10 protein-coding genes, 3 rRNA genes and 1 riboswitch are annotated in these 20,641 nt (G+C 47.6%); of the genes, 12 read left to right on the forward strand and 1 reads right to left on the reverse strand.

Features of this window, described 5'->3' with window-relative positions; genetic code table 11:
- Nucleotides 1–75 precede the first annotated feature (75 nt).
- The 12 genes from MKY23_RS03610 to MKY23_RS03665 all read left to right on the forward strand — a co-directional run bounded on the left by MKY23_RS03610 (nucleotide 76) and on the right by MKY23_RS03665 (nucleotide 19,168).
- Nucleotides 76–1,068, forward strand: coding sequence for a MoxR family ATPase (locus tag MKY23_RS03610; RefSeq protein ID WP_339835309.1), 993 nt, complete (start codon nucleotides 76–78; stop codon nucleotides 1,066–1,068).
- A complete protein-coding gene (locus tag MKY23_RS03615; RefSeq protein WP_339835312.1) occupies nucleotides 1,065–2,450 on the forward strand; it encodes a DUF58 domain-containing protein in 1,386 nt (461 codons plus the stop codon). The genes MKY23_RS03610 and MKY23_RS03615 overlap by 4 nt, the downstream gene beginning before the upstream one ends.
- Complete coding sequence (locus MKY23_RS03620) at nucleotides 2,392–5,052, forward strand: transglutaminase domain-containing protein (RefSeq protein ID WP_339835315.1); 2,661 nt, start codon at nucleotides 2,392–2,394, stop codon at nucleotides 5,050–5,052. The genes MKY23_RS03615 and MKY23_RS03620 overlap by 59 nt, the downstream gene beginning before the upstream one ends.
- 910 nt (nucleotides 5,053–5,962) lie before the next feature.
- Nucleotides 5,963–7,501: a glutamine-hydrolyzing GMP synthase gene (gene guaA, locus MKY23_RS03625; RefSeq protein ID WP_090924524.1), complete on the forward strand. Its 1,539-nt coding sequence runs from the start codon at nucleotides 5,963–5,965 to the stop codon at nucleotides 7,499–7,501.
- Nucleotides 7,502–8,059: 558 nt separating this feature from the next.
- Nucleotides 8,060–8,326 carry a CD3324 family protein gene (locus tag MKY23_RS03630; RefSeq protein WP_339835319.1) on the forward strand — a complete coding sequence of 89 codons (267 nt, stop codon included), beginning with the start codon at nucleotides 8,060–8,062 and terminating at the stop codon, nucleotides 8,324–8,326.
- Between the two features lie 318 nt (nucleotides 8,327–8,644).
- Nucleotides 8,645–9,727 (forward strand): nucleotidyltransferase domain-containing protein, encoded by a 1,083-nt coding sequence (locus MKY23_RS03635; protein WP_339835322.1) that lies wholly within the window; start codon nucleotides 8,645–8,647, stop codon nucleotides 9,725–9,727.
- Nucleotides 9,728–9,815: 88 nt separating this feature from the next.
- Nucleotides 9,816–10,337, forward strand: coding sequence for a GNAT family N-acetyltransferase (locus MKY23_RS03640; RefSeq protein WP_154960361.1), 522 nt, complete (start codon nucleotides 9,816–9,818; stop codon nucleotides 10,335–10,337).
- A 277-nt stretch (nucleotides 10,338–10,614) separates the two neighbouring features.
- A riboswitch (purine riboswitch) is annotated at nucleotides 10,615–10,714 on the forward strand.
- A gap of 187 nt (nucleotides 10,715–10,901) precedes the next feature.
- Nucleotides 10,902–12,278, forward strand: a complete 1,377-nt coding sequence (locus MKY23_RS03645; protein ID WP_339835326.1) for an NCS2 family permease — start codon at nucleotides 10,902–10,904, stop codon at nucleotides 12,276–12,278.
- Between the two features lie 606 nt (nucleotides 12,279–12,884).
- Nucleotides 12,885–14,440: ribosomal RNA gene (locus MKY23_RS03650) — 16S ribosomal RNA — on the forward strand.
- Nucleotides 14,441–14,780: 340 nt separating this feature from the next.
- Nucleotides 14,781–17,705 (forward strand): 23S ribosomal RNA (locus tag MKY23_RS03655).
- 139 nt (nucleotides 17,706–17,844) lie between these two features.
- Nucleotides 17,845–17,961, forward strand: a 5S ribosomal RNA gene (gene rrf, locus MKY23_RS03660).
- The 16S, 23S and 5S rRNA genes sit together here, the layout of an rRNA operon.
- A 208-nt stretch (nucleotides 17,962–18,169) precedes the next feature.
- Nucleotides 18,170–19,168 carry a ketoacyl-ACP synthase III gene (locus MKY23_RS03665; protein ID WP_339835330.1) on the forward strand — a complete coding sequence of 333 codons (999 nt, stop codon included), beginning with the start codon at nucleotides 18,170–18,172 and terminating at the stop codon, nucleotides 19,166–19,168.
- A gap of 134 nt (nucleotides 19,169–19,302) precedes the next feature.
- Here MKY23_RS03665 and MKY23_RS03670 read toward each other — a convergent pair whose 3' ends face one another.
- Nucleotides 19,303–20,559 (reverse strand): S-layer homology domain-containing protein, encoded by a 1,257-nt coding sequence (locus tag MKY23_RS03670; RefSeq protein WP_339835333.1) that lies wholly within the window; start codon nucleotides 20,557–20,559, stop codon nucleotides 19,303–19,305.
- Between the last annotated feature and the right edge of the window lie 82 nt (nucleotides 20,560–20,641).

A 20,641-nucleotide genomic window follows, 5' to 3' on the forward strand; every position in this document is an offset into this window, starting at 1 on the left:
CTCTACTTCCGGGCAACAATGAATCATAGATTATGATAATCACGATTCATAGGCAAGGAAGGAGAGGTGGTTCACGTGACCAGAGTGCGAATAGAGCATGATCATGCTACCGAACTGTTAAAAAGGCTCAGCAATCGAATTGCTGATGTAATCATTGGCAAGAAACAGGAAATTCAATATATCATTGCTGCAATGCTTAGTGAAGGCCATGTTCTGTTGGAGGATGTACCGGGTACAGGAAAAACGATGCTGATTCGGACCGTGGCTTCATTATTAAGCTGTGCGATGGGGCGCATTCAATGTACATCCGATGTCATGCCAGCCGATGTGACGGGTGTATCTATATATCACGCCCCTACAGGAGAGTTCAGCTTCAGACCGGGGCCGCTGATGAACAATATCGTGCTTGCGGATGAGATTAATCGGGCATCTCCCCGTACACAGTCTTCGTTATTGGAAGCCATGGAGGAACGCAGTGTGACCGTAGACGGCACAACTCACGTATTGCCGAAGCCGTTTCTGCTGCTTGCAACACAGAACCCGTTGCAGTTTGAAGGCACCTATCGTTTGCCGGAAGCACAGTTGGATCGCTTCATGATGCGGATTACACTGGGATATCCCGAGCCGGAGCAGGAGGTAGAACTGCTTTCTCGTGAGCGTAGCAAGGATATGTTAGAGAACATGCGTCCGATTATGCTGGCTGAAGAAGTGGTGGCCATGCAACGTGAAGTGAGGCAGGTACATGTGGATGCCGTGATCAAGCAATATCTTGTCGCTGTCGCTGTGGCTACGAGAAGTCATGACGCCGTAAGACTCGGCATCAGTCCCCGGGGAACGCTGGCCTGGATGACGGCTGTGCAGGCATATGCCTACTTACAAGGTCGCAGTTACGTTGTGCCAGATGATGTGCAATCCCTCGCTGTACCGGTTCTCGCCCACCGAATTCAGTTGAAATCAATGAACAGAGCGGACGGAACCGCAGTGCAAGAGCAAGTCATCCGTGAAGTGTTGTCGTCTGTGCCTGTGCCCGTGCAGATGAGTGGGCAGGGAAGGGGACGACGCGCATGAGAGGGTTTCGCGGAAGTATAGCTCATATGTTAATGGCTGTTCTTCTGGGTGGTCTCTATTTCTGGCATGGTGGAAAATCAGCGTTGTTCTTGGCAACGGTATCCGTGCTTGTTGTGGTATATGGAATACTCCTACGTGTGTTTGGTCCCCGTCAGATTGTTATCAACAGACACTTACGACAAGGGCAGATCACAGCAGGAGAAAGCATCCGCGTTCGGGTTGAGTTACAGATGAAATGTCCGCTTCCATTATTATGGCTCGTGGTATGTGATAACACCCCTGGAGGTATACATCGTAAATTGCTTTTTCCAGGCTTGAAAAGACGATGGTCTTATCAGTATGAGATAACAGGTCTTACCCGAGGAGTACATGTTTGGCAGGAAGGGCGAGTATACTGGGGGGATATTTTTGGGTGGAGCAGAGCCTACGCCACAATTAAGGGTGAAGAGCCTGTTGTGGTGGTGCCCGGGACCGGGAATGCCGCAACATCAATCTGGCCGGAAGTCTGGACGGATCATGGCGAAGGCGTGGGAGCGCAACATCCATTGCAAGGTATACCCGGAACAGAAATTCGTGAATATCAACAGGGGGATTCGTTTAACCGAATTCATTGGAAAAGCTCGGCGAGAAGCGGAAAGTTGCATACGCTGCTTCCTGATATGTCGCAAAGTACCTCACTCGCAATCATGGTATACGAAGAGTACTCAGGATATGAGGGGGTTGGGGCGGGAGAACGTAGTCAGGAAAGTCACGAAGTGTTCGAACGAGCAGTGCTTGGTGCGGCGAGTTGGGTACGTGAGGCAACAGATGCACAAACGCCTTGTGAGCTTTGGTTAAGTGGAGATGAACTTGCAAGTAAACAGGACATGCCGTTAGAAGAGGACGCAAGGCATGAAGCACAAACAAACCGTAGTCGTAATGAAGCTGGTGGAATCCGGAGTGTTCATGGGCAACAAGCCGACAGTTTGGACTGTGCGTTAAGACGGCTTGCTTATGCACGTTTACATCAGGAACAGGGATCGATTGGAGAGCAACTTGGCGTTGACAGACTGGAGCATCTTCCATACGGGTCAAGTATTCTGGTCTTTACCGGACAGCTGGATGAACGTTTGGTTGCATGGCTTGAATATGCGTCGGCACTTGGCTTTCAGGCGAGAGTCTATCTAACCATGAACAGACAGATGAGGGGCACGGCGGGTGACGGGAAGGAACAATCTGGTGCATCTGCTGTGCTGAGTCCGTCAGTAGTACAGGCAAATCGTTCGCAAGTGTGGACTGAGCGCCTTGTATCCAAAGGGGTAAAGATTGTCTATCAGGAGTCTATTGGAACCGTTGGGTCTTGGCATGGCGGAAAGGCAGGGATTGTTGATGTGGGAGCGTAAAATGAAACAGCAGCCCGAATCTGCAGTTCTGTCTGGACAGTCAGTGCAGACACAGCGATCGGAATTAAATTCGCCGTTATTTTCGTCTATGTATCTAACAACTCCTGTGTTATATCTATGGCTTATCACAGCGGGATTGCTCGTATTGTGCATGGAATGGATATATCCTGTGACTTCTGATGGTCAAGCAGGCAGTGAGCGATTTTCGGCTGTCATGGCTGGCTATTCAGCCATCCTTCTGTCCGTTGGCCTGCTGCGTACAGGCTGGATGGCTAGCATTGCGCTACGCATCCCTATGATATACGTTGCACTGTGCGTAATGTATGGAGGCAGTCATCCGATCGAATGGGGCTTATCCTACCCGGGGATACTTAATGCTGATCTGGGACAGTGGATCGATACAGGACGTTTTCGTGTGATGAGCAGGGAAACCAGAGGGTTATTTATGTTGTGCGGCTGGAGCATGTTGCTCGCCTCGGTACAGTACCTGGTATTGCTTCGTCGTAGCATATCTCTATTTGGCACGGGAACATTAGTTTATCTGATCCTGCTGGAGACTGTTGTCGGATATGATGCTTATGGTTCGGTGGTTCGTTCCGTATGCTGGCTGCTGTGCATTCAGGGCATGCTTCACCTGCTGCGCCTTTCGGAAGGCACAGGTCATGAACGGAATGCGCGGGATCAGGAAATTGCACATGAAAGTAAAAATCGAGACATGATCCAAGGTGTAATTCGAGGTACACAACAAGGGATAAACGAAGGTACAACCCAAAGTGAAACCCAAGGTGGAACCCAGGGTGTATATCCAAGCTCTCACAAAAAGGCGGCACGACGTAACAAGAACAGCTCGCATCGAATACGGAGTAAGATTTATCTATATTGGATGGCTGTATCTGTGGGCACGGCGGTCTGTGTGGTGTTGATATCAACACTTCCTGCACGGCTCAGCGTTGTGTCACCTGCCGGACAACTCTCTGTTATGGATACGGTCGAACGTTTGGCTAGATGGGCAGGATATATTCCTTCAGGCAGTGTACCGGCTTCTCTGAGTGTGACGGGATACAGCACCGTTGATGCGCCTATGGGGGCACCTCTGGTACAAGGGAATGAACCTGTATTTGTGGCAAAAACGCCTGTCTCTACGTATTGGCGCGGGGAGACTCGTTCCTACTACAACGGCAGTGCCTGGAGTGATACGGAGCAGCGCTTCCGTTATGTTAACTCATCGGATCTGCTACGTTCCGATGGATGGGAGGAGCATCCGTACTGGCAGCGTGTTCGTCAGATCATCACGATGGAACGGGAGTGGCGTGGTCCGAATCCACTTTTTACGGGAGGGTTGCCGGTAAGTTTGTCTTTTCAAGATGGCGATGTCCTTAATAAAAAGAATGAAAAGCGACTGCTCTCTAATGAAGATACGGGTACATTGTGGCTTGCAGGAGGAAGAGACAGGAATGAGCTTGTCCAGCATTATACGGTAGATGTGATGGTGCCGAATGTGACACCGGAACAGCTTCGGCAACGTGCAGGGATGAATGGGAAGAGTGCTGGGAACGATGGGCAGGATAGTAAGGACGGCAAGAAAGATTTTAACGTGAGCGAACTGAATCATGCTGGCGGGAACAATACATCCGATCCTGCCTCTATTCGCCGAAAGGATCTACAGCTTCCGGATACACTTCCGCAAAGGGTAAGGAATCTTGCTACCGAGATCATCGGTTCAAGTACAACACGGTACGATGCTGTACAGGCTGTGCGCAGTTATCTGAAAGCGAACGCTCGTTACTCGCTGGATACCCGAATGCCGCCACGAGGGACGGATTTTGTGGATGATTTTTTATTTGTGACCCGTGCGGGGTATTGTAACCATTTTTCCACCGCCATGGTTGTGTTACTTCGAGCCGAAGGGATACCGGCACGCTGGGTGAAAGGCTATGCCCCGGGACAAGCAGACCCGCAGAACCCGGGGCAAGTGGTTGTCACCCAGGGGGATGCCCATTCCTGGGTGGAGGTGTATTTTCCCGGCGTGGGCTGGGTGCCGTTTGAGGCTACGCCGGGGTTTGATTCGGCGCAGGCTTTGAATGCCAGCGCCGCAGGGGTCGCCTCGGCGCAGCCAGGCGACAAAGCCCCGCTGCCGGGTGCAGGCAGCGGGCTGGAGCGTGCGGGCGCTTGGCTTGCCGCGTACGCACGTGCCCTTGTCGCGGCGCCGTGGCTGGCCGCGACGGCACTTGCGGCAGCGGCGCTGCTATGCGCCGCTGCATGGGCCTGCACGCGGCGGCTTCGCCCCGCGCTGCGGCTTGGGCTGCTGCTGGCCTGGCCGCGCAGCAGCTTCCCGGACCGCGAGCGGCTGCTGCAGGCTGCCGCTCCGGTCTGGCACGCGCTTGCGCGCCGGTACGGCCCGCGGCCGCCGGGCATGACGCTGCGGGAATACGCAGCGTCACCCGCCGTGGCCGCAGGCATGGACGGCGCGGACATCGCGCGCTTTGCAGCCGACTGGGAGCGGCTACTATACGGGCCAGACCGTCCGCTGCGTGCGGACAGTCTCGATTTCTTGCGCCGGGCACTTCGCCTGGCCCGGCGTCCCCCAAGACGCCAGCGTTAAGTTCCTGACCAGTCTCGTTTGCCCAAGGGTGAACGAGATTTTTTAATTTATACCACTACATTCTATCGAGGTGCAACGGAGCGAATGCTAACCAACCTGGTTGGAGATGAATAGGAAGATTACTACTTTGAAGTGTGAAGAATCTGTTGTCGTAGGTGGAAATTTCAATCTACATATAACATGCAGAGGAGTTAGCTTAGATTGACACACGTTACCTTCGTAACATCACCCCATGAAGTTCGTGACTCCTCCTCCATCTACTTGATCATGAGATATGTACCCTTATTTTTTTACGAGCAGACAATATTTCAATTCCTAAAATTTATGATGCCCGGATTAAACTTCACGATCTCTAACGATCACCAGTGACGTTATTTACTCCTTTTTTGCCATTTTAAAATTCTAACGATCACGAGAAACCTTATTTACTTGAAAAGACGACATTTCCGCTGGATTTCGGGAGTTTTATACCAAATAGCGGTTCTGAGGATCGTTAGAATTTCAAGCACTGCCTAGAGCGCATAATAAGGCTCAGTGTGATCGTTAGCATGTTCCAATTCATGTTGTGCTGCCGATTGCATATTTGCTTTTCTATATTGCCACTGGAACTTAATACCAACTTACCATCTTCACTGATAACGATGACTTTACGATGGCTTTTAATCTACGCACCCGACGGATGAAATCGGTTCTTTTATCCAATTATAAGAGTACACATGAGGTGGAGCATATGTGCATGTTATATTGAACAAAATTTCATCCTGTAGACCCGCCTTAAGGAATGGCATCGACTGTCGCTTTGTGTCACATCTTCCCGTTACTAGCCTGAAAAATGGAGTTTCGTCTTTCCTTGACGGTAGGTTTTGTCGTTGCGTATAATTAGTTTCATTGAATTGAGGGAGGCACGGTAATGAATAAGCAAAATGAAATTGTGGTTGTCCTTGACTTTGGAGGCCAATACAACCAGTTAATCGCCAGAAGAATCCGGGATCTTGGCGTATACAGCGAGCTTTTGCCGTATAACACACCAGCGGAGAAAATTGCTGAAATGGCGCCAAAAGGAATCGTATTCTCGGGTGGCCCATCCAGCGTATATGCTGAAAATGCACCACACGTTGATCCGGGTGTCTATGACCTGGGCTTGCCCATCTTTGGTATCTGTTATGGTATGCAGCTCATGGCTCAGCAGCTTGAAGGGAAAGTGGAACGTTCCGAGAAGCGTGAGTACGGCAAAGCAGATCTTGAGTTTGCTGCCGGTGCAGCCCTGGCTCAAGGTATCGAAGGTGAACATACCGTATGGATGAGTCATGGTGACCACGTTGTCACATTGCCTCCGGGCTTCAAACTGGATGCAGGAACGGAAAGTGCGCCAATCGCAGCGATGAGTAACGACGAGCGCAAATTGTATGCAGTGCAGTTCCACCCGGAAGTACGTCACTCCGTTCGCGGTAACGACATGATTCGTAACTTCCTGTTCGAAATCTGTGGTTGCGAAGGCAACTGGACGATGGAAACCTTCATTGATGACACGATTAGAGATATTCGTGAAAAAGTGGGCGACGGCAAAGTGTTGTGCGCACTCAGCGGCGGTGTGGATTCTTCCGTTGTCGCAGCATTGTTGCACAAAGCAATCGGCGATCAGCTGACATGTATGTTTATCGACCACGGTCTGTTGCGTAAAGGTGAAGCAGAGAGCGTAATGGAGACATTTGTTGGCAAGTTCGATATGAAGGTTGTCAAAATCGATGCACAAGAACGTTTCATGTCCAAGCTGGCTGGCGTGGATGATCCGGAGCAAAAACGTAAAATTATCGGTAACGAGTTTATTTACGTATTTGATGAAGAGTCCAAGCAATTCGATGACTTCGAATTCCTGGCTCAAGGTACACTTTACACAGACATCGTAGAGAGTGGTACAGCTACAGCACAAACCATCAAATCCCACCACAACGTGGGCGGTCTGCCAGAAGACATGAACTTCAAACTGATCGAACCACTGAACACCCTGTTTAAGGATGAGGTTCGTAAAGTAGGTACGGAGTGTGGACTGCCAGACGAAATCGTACACCGTCAGCCTTTCCCTGGTCCAGGTCTTGCGATCCGTGTACTTGGGGAAGTGACGGAAGAGAAGCTTAAAATTGTTCGTGATTCCGACTACATCCTGCGTGAAGAAATCGCCAAAGCCGGTCTTGACCGTGAAATCTGGCAATACTTCACCGCCCTGCCTAACATGAAGAGTGTTGGCGTTATGGGTGACGCACGTACGTATTCCTACACTGTAGGTATTCGTGCCGTAACATCCATCGATGGTATGACTGCAGACTGGGCACGTATCCCTTGGGATGTGCTGGAGAAAATCTCCGTACGGATTGTTAACGAAGTTGATAACGTAAACCGTATCGTGTATGACGTAACTTCCAAACCACCTGCAACAATCGAGTGGGAATAGGGCGTTAACTATTCACGTTGTTAATCGATCTATAGCCTTGATTCATTAAGGTTTGCGGCACTAACTGCGTTGGCAGTGCGGACACGCCTGCAACAATAACATGTAAAAGAAACTCCCTTTTCTTTGCGTTATCGCAAAGAGAAGGGAGTTTTTCTTATGATTAGTATTAATAACCTAATTGAGGATTTTAAAGTGGATTAAGAAATTTTTGTGAGAGTAAAGACATACAGCAACTTGTGTCTGTTTTAATTGTAAAGATGTTAGGAGGGGTGGAAACATTTGCATAGTTTAGCTTTGTATCCTTAACTAACAATGCTAAACACTTGGACAATAAGCTCTGATATAATGGAATAAATTAGATATTTGGTTTTCTGTGGAGGTGAGAATATGAAAAAAATTGGGGTAGGTTTCTTACATGCATGGCTCTATGCAAAGCCAGTGAAGGATATGGCAATGCTTTGCATAGAGTTTAGAAACAATCACATTGCCAACGACGAATCTTGATATTCTGCTAACTGGCTTTGCCCCTTATTGAATGATTAAATAAGGAGTGAGCCTATGAAATATTCAAAAGCCGAGTCCATTTTTCCTGAAGAATTGCTACGTATCATTCAAGAATACGTTCAAGGTGAATTGGTATATATCCCTAAACCCAAAGAGGCACATCTCAAATGGGGCGAGAAAACACACAGTAAGAGCAGAGTGTCTGCTCGAAACGCGGAGATTAAATCATTGTTCCTCAATGGAGTCAGCTTAGATGAGTTGGCGGAACGATATTTCTTGTCCTGCGAAAGCATAAAGAAAATCGTATATAAAAAGAACTAGGCTGTGTCTTGAAATCTACTGAAGTGTACCTTTTACCGTCTTTTTGTCCCCTGCTGTGTCAGTTTCCCTTGACTGCCCTGGCACGCCTGCAGAAGACTTCCTTGCTTGGAACGGAAATTCAGCAAAATCTGCTTTCTTCAGCGTTTTCAGACACGCCTAATGAAAATCCGCTAAATCGTCGTTTCGACGGTTCAGCGGATTTTGTGCAAAGATGAGTTAAATCAACTTATACATAGTAACTGCGGTTTGAAATCGATAGACTCAAGTTGAGGCTGTTGTGATGAATGACGGTCGGGTTTTAAGGAAGCGGTGTAAAGAATGAACGAAATCATTAAGAAAAAGTTAATGGATAAAAACGAGCTGCTCATTAATATGGTGATCGAACGCGTAAAAAGAGAATTTCTTGACGATATCGCAATCATCGGGCTCACGGGTTCATTTAATACCGGTGACTTTCACGAGAAGAGCGATCTTGATCTAGTCATCATTAATAATACTGAAAAGGGCTGGGGAATATCCGATTGTTTTATCCTAGACGACGTTGGTTATGATATCTATTGCACGCCATGGAATACAAAAATTCATGAGCAGTCCTCTTTGGAGAGTCCACACGTATCAAGTCTAACCGAGCTCAAGATACTCTACTATGCAACCCCTGAAGATTTGGAAAAATTCAATGATTTCCGGCGAAAAGCTTTGGATGCACTTGCGAATCCGATAGGAGAAGCGTGTCTTAACCGGGCGATTAAATGGATCGATCTGGCTAAGCAAGCATACAGCAATGCGATGCTGGGTGAGGATATTGGTGCAGTACGACAGGCATCTGCCGACGTTCTCTGCAATCTGGTTAATGCTTTAGCCAGTATGAATAATACATGCATTAAACGAGGGATCAAGCGATATTTGCAAGAGTTATGTTCGTTTCGCTATATACCGGATGATCTCGACTCCTTATATATGTCAATCCTCGAAGCTCGTAGCATTGAAGAGATCCGAATAGCATCTTTTAATATGTTGAAAAGTGTTGCGAGGTTACATAGCACAATGTGTGATCATTTCATTGTTAAGCCTACTCCGACCTTTGAGAATCTGAAGGGAACATATGAAGAGTTGTGGAGCAACTATCGCAATAAAGTCTTGAACAGTGTTACAAATAACGATGCACCTTACGCCTTTCTTTCGGCCTTTGGGGCACAAGAGTACCTTGATTATATGTCTGTGGAGAAGGGAACCAAGAAATTTGATCTTATGCAGTACTTTGATGCAAGTAATTTAGAAGTTATGCATGAGAATTTCCTTAAAGTGATGGATGAATATTTAGATGAGTATAATAAGGTCGGCAGAGAAGTCAAACGGTTTACAACCTTCGAGCAATTATATGCCCACTATATGGATCAGTAGTTCTACATCTTGGAGTGAAACATTCTGTCCAATACCTACAGCAAAGGCGAAAATAGAGCGCTGAAGAGCGTTTAATATATGGGGGATTATGATGAAAGCGACAATTCAACAAATAACACATACAAACAAAGAACAATTCGAAAACTTATTTAATTATTATCTCTATGAGCTTTCCGCATACTCACAGGAGGATATTGGAACAGAAGGTACATTCGAAATGGAAGATATCTCGCCATATTACAGGGATGGACGGTTGTATCCTTACTTCATCACGATTAATGAAAAAATCGTTGGATTTATTCTGGTTACATCCCCTCCTTATGTTGCAGAGGCAGTGGACTATTCGGTGCAGGAGCTATTCGTATTGCCCAAATATAGAGGCACAAATATAGCCAAAGATGCTGTCTTGCAAATCTTCAAACTGTATTCGGGTCGGTACGAGGTGGGGATGTTCAAATCCAATTTAAAAGCTGTTAAGTTCTGGACAAAGCTGATATCAGCACTCGAAATTCCGGTCTCCGTAGAAGATGGCATCGTTGAAATTGGAGGAAATGTATTACAGACATCCGGTATGAAATTCACGGTAGCCTGCGAATCTATCTGCAACTAAATTCAAAAGTGTCGTTGGATGAAGCCGACCGTTGCATTGTTTTTTAACGACCGTTAAAACCCTACAGCTGCATTACCACTTGTGCAATATAAAATGATGAAAATATGGACATATTCTCGTTGTATTTTGCTATTAAATTTGTTTTGAAATGGGTTGTAAATCGCTGAACTGGTTTGATTTGTTAAATAATACGAACGTTTTTGGTTGTTTTGAATATAATATTCGTTTTTATCATTGACAAAATAGAAGCGCCCTCCTAAAATGATGATGGGAAACAAACAAATAGCGCATACTAATTCGTATAATCCTGGGGATTGGCCCGGGAGTCTCTACGAGATCACCCTAATGATCTGGCTACGAAGAGGAGCAGGCTAAGCACATGAATTCTACATGACTGCGGCGGGACATCACCCGTGCACATTAGAATTTTTTTTGTTCTTGGTCAACGGGCCGTCTGCCTGCTTCTGGTCAAGCTGAACTCTGGGGAAAGTACTTCTCAGGGTCATTTGTCGTTTTTCAATATAACTTATGGCTTCAACATCTCTAAGGAGGAGTTAGTGAATTATGGATCGTTTCTTTAAACTCAAAGAAAACGGAACAAATGTTAGAACGGAGATTGTTGCGGGTCTGACCACCTTTATGACAATGGCTTACATTCTTTTTGTAAACACATTGTTCTTAGGACAAAATGGGGCAGGGATGTCCGACAATGCAGTATTCTTTGCAACAGCCGTCGGCGCTGGATTGATGACAATTATTATGGGGTTGTTCGTGAACGTTCCGATCGCTCTTGCTCCGGGTATGGGGTTGAATGCATACTTTATGACTGTGGTTTTGAGCTCCAATGGTGCAATTAGCTGGCAGGCAGCCCTCGGTGCTGTGTTCCTTTCGGGTATCGTGTTCATTATTCTGACCGTGACTCGAGTTCGGCAAATGTTGCTTGTTGCAGTTCCACAATCCATTAAAATGGCAATCACCGTAGGTATCGGTCTTTTTATTACGATTATTGGTTTTAAACTCGCCAATCTGGTGGCAGTAACCGTGAATGTTGCACCGGATGCAGATTTGAGCCAGCCGATTCCAGGTAGTAGCTTCAACTTGTCTCTTGGAAACTATATTACACATCATGATGCATTGCTCGCTTTGATTGGTTTGCTACTGATTGCGGTCCTTATGGTAATGCGTGTTAAAGGTGCTTTGTTGATTGGTATCGTAGCAACAACGCTGATTGGTATTCCAATGGGGGTAACCAATTTGAGTGGTCTGTCCAGTGCAAGCTGGCTGCCCAACTTCAGTGACCTAGCTGTCGGGCAACTTGATCTGAAAGGTGCAATTAGCCTTGGATTGTTCGAAATCATCTTCATTTTCACATTCGTTGAACTGTTTGATACCTTCGGTACGATGGTTGGGACGGCAACACGCATGGGGATTATGAAGGATAAAGCTAAAGGTGAGAAAACGATTGGTAAAGCCATGCTCGTCGATGCTGTCGGTGTCAGCGCAGGTGCGGCACTGGGTACAAGTACGATTACGGCTTATGTTGAAAGTGCTTCTGGTGTTGAAGCTGGTGGGCGTACAGGGTTAACCTCGGTAACAACAGGTCTGTTGTTCATTCTTGCTTTGTTTATCGCGCCACTTGCTTTGGTTGTTCCTTCTGCGGCAACGGCTCCAGCTCTGATTATTGTAGGTGTACTTATGATGAGCCAAGTTCGTAGTATTGAGTGGGATGATTTTCTGCAGGCTTTCCCTGCATTCCTTACTATTGTACTGATGCCATTTACAGGCGGGATTGCGAACGGGATCTCTGCAGGTATCGTATCCTATGTTATTTTGGCTGTGTTCAGTAACTTGGTAACTGAGCGTAAAGTGAAAGTGCATTGGTTGATGTGGGTGCTGGCCGTTATCGTTATATGCCGTTACGTGTTTATCGGTGGAGAATAAGTTTGGTTTATAAATGAAGAAAGCGGAGCTACGATATCACATCGAGCTTCGCTTTTTTTTGTTTCTTCTATATAAGAGTTTGAAACGTGAGATAAAAAGTGGATCAGTTCAGAACCTTTTAGTTGCTCCGACTCAGAGAAAAAGAGTCGTGTATGAAATGATATGGTCATTCAGGTGGATAAGATAATTCCGGACAAAGTTAACCTGAAATGCATGTTCTCGTGAAAATGATGAATTATTCAGATGTTTTTAAAATAATGCTTTACATGTAGTGGTGATACGTGGTATATTCTTATTCCGGCCAAGAAAACACAGTTTACACGGTGCGGCAAGCAATTGAAAACAAGCTTCGAAAGAAACTTGAAAAAAGAGCTTGCAAAGTTGGTTCGGACATGATACTATATAAGAGTTGCTTAAACGAAATGGTTTTGGTAGCAAGAACAAGTTTGATCTTTGAAAATTGAACAACGAGTGAGTAAACATTCTGCTTGCAGAATGACGTGAAGGTTTTTGGTACATGCCATCTGGCTGTATGAAAACTGGAACACAAATGAGATTTTTAATCTCGTCAGATTCAAAATGAGCTTATCGCTCTTTTCAATAACTTTATTGGAGAGTTTGATCCTGGCTCAGGACGAACGCTGGCGGCATGCCTAATACATGCAAGTCGAGCGGACTTGAAGAGAAGCTTGCTTCTCGGATGGTTAGCGGCGGACGGGTGAGTAACACGTAGGCAACCTGCCCTCAAGCTTGGGACAACTACCGGAAACGGTAGCTAATACCGAATACTTGTTTTCTTCGCCTGAAGAGAACTGGAAAGACGGAGCAATCTGTCACTTGGGGATGGGCCTGCGGCGCATTAGCTAGTTGGTGAGGTAACGGCTCACCAAGGCGACGATGCGTAGCCGACCTGAGAGGGTGATCGGCCACACTGGGACTGAGACACGGCCCAGACTCCTACGGGAGGCAGCAGTAGGGAATCTTCCGCAATGGGCGAAAGCCTGACGGAGCAATGCCGCGTGAGTGATGAAGGTTTTCGGATCGTAAAGCTCTGTTGCCAGGGAAGAACGCTTGGGAGAGTAACTGCTCTCAAGGTGACGGTACCTGAGAAGAAAGCCCCGGCTAACTACGTGCCAGCAGCCGCGGTAATACGTAGGGGGCAAGCGTTGTCCGGAATTATTGGGCGTAAAGCGCGCGCAGGCGGTCATGTAAGTCTGGTGTTTAATCCCGGGGCTCAACCCCGGATCGCACTGGAAACTGCGTGACTTGAGTGCAGAAGAGGAGAGTGGAATTCCACGTGTAGCGGTGAAATGCGTAGAGATGTGGAGGAACACCAGTGGCGAAGGCGACTCTCTGGGCTGTAACTGACGCTGAGGCGCGAAAGCGTGGGGAGCAAACAGGATTAGATACCCTGGTAGTCCACGCCGTAAACGATGAGTGCTAGGTGTTAGGGGTTTCGATACCCTTGGTGCCGAAGTTAACACATTAAGCACTCCGCCTGGGGAGTACGGTCGCAAGACTGAAACTCAAAGGAATTGACGGGGACCCGCACAAGCAGTGGAGTATGTGGTTTAATTCGAAGCAACGCGAAGAACCTTACCAGGTCTTGACATCCAACTAACGAAGCAGAGATGCATCAGGTGCCCTTCGGGGAAAGTTGAGACAGGTGGTGCATGGTTGTCGTCAGCTCGTGTCGTGAGATGTTGGGTTAAGTCCCGCAACGAGCGCAACCCTTATATTTAGTTGCCAGCACTTCGGGTGGGCACTCTAGATAGACTGCCGGTGACAAACCGGAGGAAGGTGGGGATGACGTCAAATCATCATGCCCCTTATGACCTGGGCTACACACGTACTACAATGGCCGGTACAACGGGCAGCGAAATCGCGAGATGGAGCCAATCCCAGCAAAGCCGGTCTCAGTTCGGATTGCAGGCTGCAACTCGCCTGCATGAAGTCGGAATTGCTAGTAATCGCGGATCAGCATGCCGCGGTGAATACGTTCCCGGGTCTTGTACACACCGCCCGTCACACCACGAGAGTTTATAACACCCGAAGTCGGTGGGGTAACCGCAAGGAGCCAGCCGCCGAAGGTGGGATAGATGATTGGGGTGAAGTCGTAACAAGGTAGCCGTATCGGAAGGTGCGGCTGGATCACCTCCTTTCTATGGAGAATCGTTTCCCGCGTGGAAACATTCAAATATGCAGCTCAGCTGCAAACCACTCACTCGTTGCTCAGTTTTGAGAGCTCAAACTCTCAAAACTTCTCGTTTGTTCGACCGACACATCCGTGAACGGCCCGAACCAAACGATTTGTTCTTTGAAAACTAGATATCGAAACGAAACAAACGCGAATTAGAACATTCCTTTTTAGCTGAACTTGTGTTAAACAAGTTTCAATAAAAACGGTAGATAATGCAATTGCGATGGTATCGGGTGGGAGCGACTTTTGGCTTTGGACGTAGTCCAAAACAAGGGAAGCGAGCAGACGAAACCGGAGCATATGGTTAAGCTACTAAGAGCACACGGAGGATGCCTAGGCGCTAGGAGCCGATGAAGGACGTGGCGAACAACGAAACTGCCTCGGGGAGCTGTAAGCAAGCTTTGATCCGGGGATGTCCGAATGGGGAAACCCAGCTGGGGTAATATCCAGTTACTCATAACTGAATACATAGGTTATGTAGAGGCATACCAGGGGAACTGAAACATCTAAGTACCCTGAGGAAGAGAAAACAATAGTGATTCCGTCAGTAGCGGCGAGCGAACGCGGAGAAGCCCAAACCAGAGAGCTTGCTCTTTGGGGTTGTGGGACGTCTCACATGGAGTTACAAAGGAACCGGTTAAGCGAAGAGGTCTGGAAAGGCCCGCCAAAGAAGGTAAAAGCCCTGTAATTGAAAGTCTGTTCCCTCCGAGACGGATCCCGAGTAGTGCGGGGCACGTGAAACCCCGTATGAATCCGGCAGGACCATCTGCCAAGGCTAAATACTTCCTAGCGACCGATAGTGAAGCAGTACCGTGAGGGAAAGGTGAAAAGCACCCCGGAAGGGGAGTGAAATAGAACCTGAAACCGTGTGCTTACAAAAAGTCAGAGCCCGTTTTAGGGGTGATGGCGTGCCTTTTGTAGAATGAACCGGCGAGTTACGTTCCCGTGCAAGGTTAAGGTGAAGAGCCGGAGCCGCAGCGAAAGCGAGTCTGAATAGGGCGAGTGAGTACGTGGACGTAGACCCGAAACCGGGTGATCTACCCCTGTCCAGGGTGAAGGTGCGGTAACACGCACTGGAGGCCCGAACCCACGCATGTTGAAAAATGCGGGGATGAGGTGGGGGTAGCGGAGAAATTCCAATCGAACTCGGAGATAGCTGGTTCTCCCCGAAATAGCTTTAGGGCTAGCCTCGGAAAACAGAGTCGTGGAGGTAGAGCACTGATTGGGTGCGGGGCCCGCAAGGGTTACCAAGCTCAGTCAAACTCCGAATGCCATAGACTTACTTCCGGGAGTCAGACAGTGAGTGCTAAGATCCATTGTCAAAAGGGAAACAGCCCAGACCATCAGCTAAGGTCCCCAAGTGTGTGTTAAGTGGGAAAGGATGTGGAGTTGCACAGACAACCAGGATGTTGGCTTAGAAGCAGCCACCATTGAAAGAGTGCGTAATAGCTCACTGGTCGAGTGACTCTGCGCCGAAAATGTAACGGGGCTAAACACACCACCGAAGCTATGGCTTGATGCTTGCATCAGGGGTAGGGGAGCGTTGTATAAGGGTTGAAGGTGTACCGTAAGGAGCGCTGGACATTATACAAGTGAGAATGCCGGTATGAGTAACGAAAAGATCAGTGAGAATCTGATCCGCCGAAAGCCTAAGGGTTCCTGAGGAAGGCTCGTCCGCTCAGGGTAAGTCGGGACCTAAGGCGAGGCCGAAAGGCGTAGTCGAAGGACAACAGGTCGAAATTCCTGTACCACCGTAAATCGTTACGAGCGATGGGGGGACGCAGTAGGGTAGTGACGCAGGCTGATGGATGCCTGTCCAAGCAGTAAGGCTGGTTAGTAGGCAAATCCGCTAACCGTAAGGCTGAGCTGTGATGGGGAGTGAAAATTACAGTAGCGAAGGTCATGATCTCACACTGCCAAGAAAAGCCTCTAGCCAGATGAAGGTGCCCGTACCGCAAACCGACACAGGTAGGCGAGAAGAGAATTCTAAGGCGCGCGGAAGAACTCTCGTTAAGGAACTCGGCAAAATGACCCCGTAACTTCGGGAGAAGGGGTGCCCCGGTAGTGTGAATAGCACGAGGGGGCCGCAGTGAAAAGGCCCAAGCGACTGTTTAGCAAAAACACAGGTCTGTGCGAAGCCGTAAGGCGAAGTATACGGGCTGACGCCTGCCCGGTGCTGGAAGGTTAAGGGGAGTGGTTAGGAGCAATCCGAAGCTGTGAACCGAAGCCCCAGTAAACGGCGGCCGTAACTATAACGGTCCTAAGGTAGCGAAATTCCTTGTCAGGTAAATTCTGACCCGCACGAATGGCGTAACGACTTGGGCGCTGTCTCAACGAGAGATCCGGTGAAATTTTAATACCTGTGAAGATGCAGGTTACCCGCGACAAGACGGAAAGACCCCATGGAGCTTTACTGCAGCTTGATATTGAATTTGGGTACGATCTGTACAGGATAGGTGGGAGCCTTTGAAGCGTGAGCGCCAGCTTGCGTGGAGGCACCGTTGGGATACCACCCTGATCGTATCTAGGTTCTAACCTGGTACCGTAAACCGGTGCGGGGACAGTGTCAGGTGGGCAGTTTGACTGGGGCGGTCGCCTCCTAAAGAGTAACGGAGGCGCCCAAAGGTTCCCTCAGAATGGTTGGAAATCATTCGAAGAGTGCAAAGGCATAAGGGAGCTTGACTGCGAGACCTACAAGTCGAGCAGGGACGAAAGTCGGGCTTAGTGATCCGGTGGTACCGCATGGAAGGGCCATCGCTCAACGGATAAAAGCTACCCTGGGGATAACAGGCTTATCTCCCCCAAGAGTCCACATCGACGGGGAGGTTTGGCACCTCGATGTCGGCTCATCGCATCCTGGGGCTGAAGTAGGTCCCAAGGGTTGGGCTGTTCGCCCATTAAAGCGGTACGCGAGCTGGGTTCAGAACGTCGTGAGACAGTTCGGTCCCTATCTGTCGTGGGCGTAGGAAATTTGAGAGGAGCTGTCCTTAGTACGAGAGGACCGGGATGGACGTACCGCTGGTGTACCAGTTGTTCCGCCAGGAGCACCGCTGGGTAGCTATGTACGGACGGGATAAGCGCTGAAAGCATCTAAGCGTGAAGCCCCCCTCAAGATGAGATTTCCCAGTATGTAAGACCCCTTGAAGACGACGAGGTAGATAGGCTGGGGGTGGAAGTGCAGCAATGCATGGAGCTGACCAGTACTAATCGGTCGAGGGCTTATCCAATAGCAAGTTTTAAATCGCGTACGTTTCGTTTCGAATCTAGTTTTCAGAGAACAAAACTCTGAATATGCGCTGAACCATTCATCCACACCGCTGTGATGGACCGAATGGAACGCGAATGCATTTGTTTCACAAATGCTCGTTTGGTGGCGATGGCGGAGGGGTTCCACACGTACCCATCCCGAACACGACCGTTAAGCCCTCTAGCGCCGATGGTACTTGGACCGCAGGGTCCTGGGAGAGTAGGATGCCGCCAAGCAAAGCAAAGACACACTTGATAAAAATCAGGTGTGTCTTTTTTTACATACTTATCCTGTTTAATTGTTGAATAGTTCAAGAAATTGGGCTGTTTTTTGTATTGTTAGCGTTCTGGTTAATAAATAGTAGTCTCCTAAAGAATAAAATTAGTACCAAGTACTAAGACTTAGTGCTATAATAATAAAAAACATTCGAGGTGATCTCTGCTTATGAATCATCAATCTAAAGCAACAATAACAGCAATGGGTACATATGTACCTGATCGGATACTAAGCAATGCAGATTTGGAAAAGATGGTCGATACAAGTGATAAATGGATTGTACAGCGAACAGGCATGAGAGAGCGCCGGATTGCAGGAGAACATGAATTTGTATCAGACCTGGCTACAAAAGCCGTGGAGGATATGGTACGTCGTTACGAGGTGAAGATCACCGATGTTGATATGATTCTTTTTGCAACAAGTACACCCGAGTATGCTTTCCCAAGTTCGGCTTCACGAGTCCAGGCAAACCTGGGTATTCCCCAGACGGGAGTGCTTGATCTGAACGCGGCTTGCGCCGGCTTCACATACGGTATGCAACTGGCAGATAGTCTGGTGACCAGTGGGATGTATCGTAAGGTACTCGTTATCGGGGCTGAGACGTTATCCAAAATAACAGACTATACCGATCGAACAACGTGCGTGTTGTTTGGAGATGGAGCCGGTGCGTTTCTGGTAGAACGTGCTTCTGACCAGGGTGACTTTAAGTCTGTCATTTCTGGGACACAAGGGGAAGGTGGTATGCACCTATACAAAAGCGGACTTTCTACAGAGATGGATGGTCATCAGTTGAATGCCGAAGGAAATTTGGTGCAGAACGGAAGAGAGGTCTACAAATGGGCAGTCCGCATGGTCCCGGAACAATTAGCTGAGCTTATTACGAGAGCTGAGATGTCACCTGAGCAGATTAATTGGTTTGTTCCGCACAGTGCCAACATGCGCATGATTGAAGCGATGTGTGAACGTGGACCGATTCCGCTCGAACGTACATTAACGAGTATGGAGTACCGGGGGAATACTTCTGCGGCCTCAATTCCACTTGCATTGCAGATTGCAGTGGATGAAGGGAAGCTGAGACATGGGCACAACGTTGCGCTGTTTGGTTTTGGAGGCGGGCTAACGTACTCGGGTCTAGTTGTTCGATGGGGTGTGCCGGATAGGGTGTAAATGTAAATCTACCAAGGTGTCTGATGAATTAGACTTCAGTTCAGTTTTAATAGCATCAAAGGAAAAAAAGGGTAGAACTCAGTAATCTGAGCTCTACCTTCTATTTGCTATTTCCAAATTATTACTCATCAACGTTACTGTTCAAACTCTTCATAACTTTCATCTTCCCATAATGTATTGAACACACTAAAATCAGTCCATTTACCCGAGAAATAAAAAAACAAATCTAACTTTTCGAAAAATTCATTACCTTCAATTTCCCCCTGATCTACAATGGGTTTGCCTGTCCTGCGTAAAATGGGGTATACCTCTGCATAATCTGCCCCGTCAAACGCGATCATAATAGGTGCATCAAGTACGCTTAATTGTTCATAAGAGTAGGTTATACTCTCGCCGTTCACAATAACTTTCAGATCAACCGGTTCTGTTGCGCTGATTGCCAGATAGGCGGTAGAAATGTTGTCTGTACTAACAAGTGCCACATTATCAGATATAAGACTGCCATGCGAAGAATTTCTATAGACGTACTCACGATTTAACTCTCTTGGAATCAGTTCGTCTTTGGTAGGCTGATGTTTGTAGCCTTTCCCGCCATAAAAATTGTAGATGCGTTGCAGAATAACTGCGGTTTCCGCTAGCGTTACCTTTTGATTCGGATAAAAATTCCCTTTGGCATCGGGTTTCATAATGCCTGCTTTAGAGAAGCCGAGCATAGCATATGTTTTTACACCATCAAGATCGGATCCAAGATATACATTCTGTTTTTTTTCTTGAATAATACCTAACTCAGGAGCCAGTGGTTGATAAGCAAACTTCCATTTGTCATATGTTTCAAAAGAAGAAAATGTTCTTTTTGGGATATCCCTGAACGAGTTTACTTTAGTTATGATTTCTTTTGTGTCCATCTCATTCAGGCTATAACGGACATCAGGGAATAGTGCATTCAGGGCAATCAACAAATCCCAGCGAGACAAACTCTTAGAAGGTTGATACGTGAATGTTTCACCATTGTAGTTTATCTGGTCTGCCGCTGCGATCATACCCGAAGGATTACTCGGAATGCTTCCGTACACATCTCTAAAGATCGAATAATAGGTGCTTTCTTCTGGTACGCCTGGAATTTCGATTTTTTTATCGGGTTCAACACGAAATTCCTTGAATAAGGTATGTATCATTTGGGTTAATTCGGCTTTGGACACTGTCTGGTTCAAACGATCTGCTTCCTCTTCGTAGCTTTGCATGACACCGTGAGAGGCCATGAATTCTACAGCGGGCTTAGCCCACTTATATTTCTTGGCATTAGTAGTTGTGGCAGCACTGGCCGTTGATGTGGCAAAAAGGGAGAAACTGAGCACGGTAATAAGCATCATATGCCATCTTGAATAGTTCATCCAAAACCTCCTGTTAATGTGTGGTTCAAACGATGTACAAGAAGTAAATTTCCTCATACATATTGTAGACGACAAATCAAGA

This window comes from Paenibacillus sp. FSL R7-0272 (assembly GCF_037969905.1).
Taxonomy (GTDB): domain Bacteria; phylum Bacillota; class Bacilli; order Paenibacillales; family Paenibacillaceae; genus Paenibacillus; species Paenibacillus polysaccharolyticus.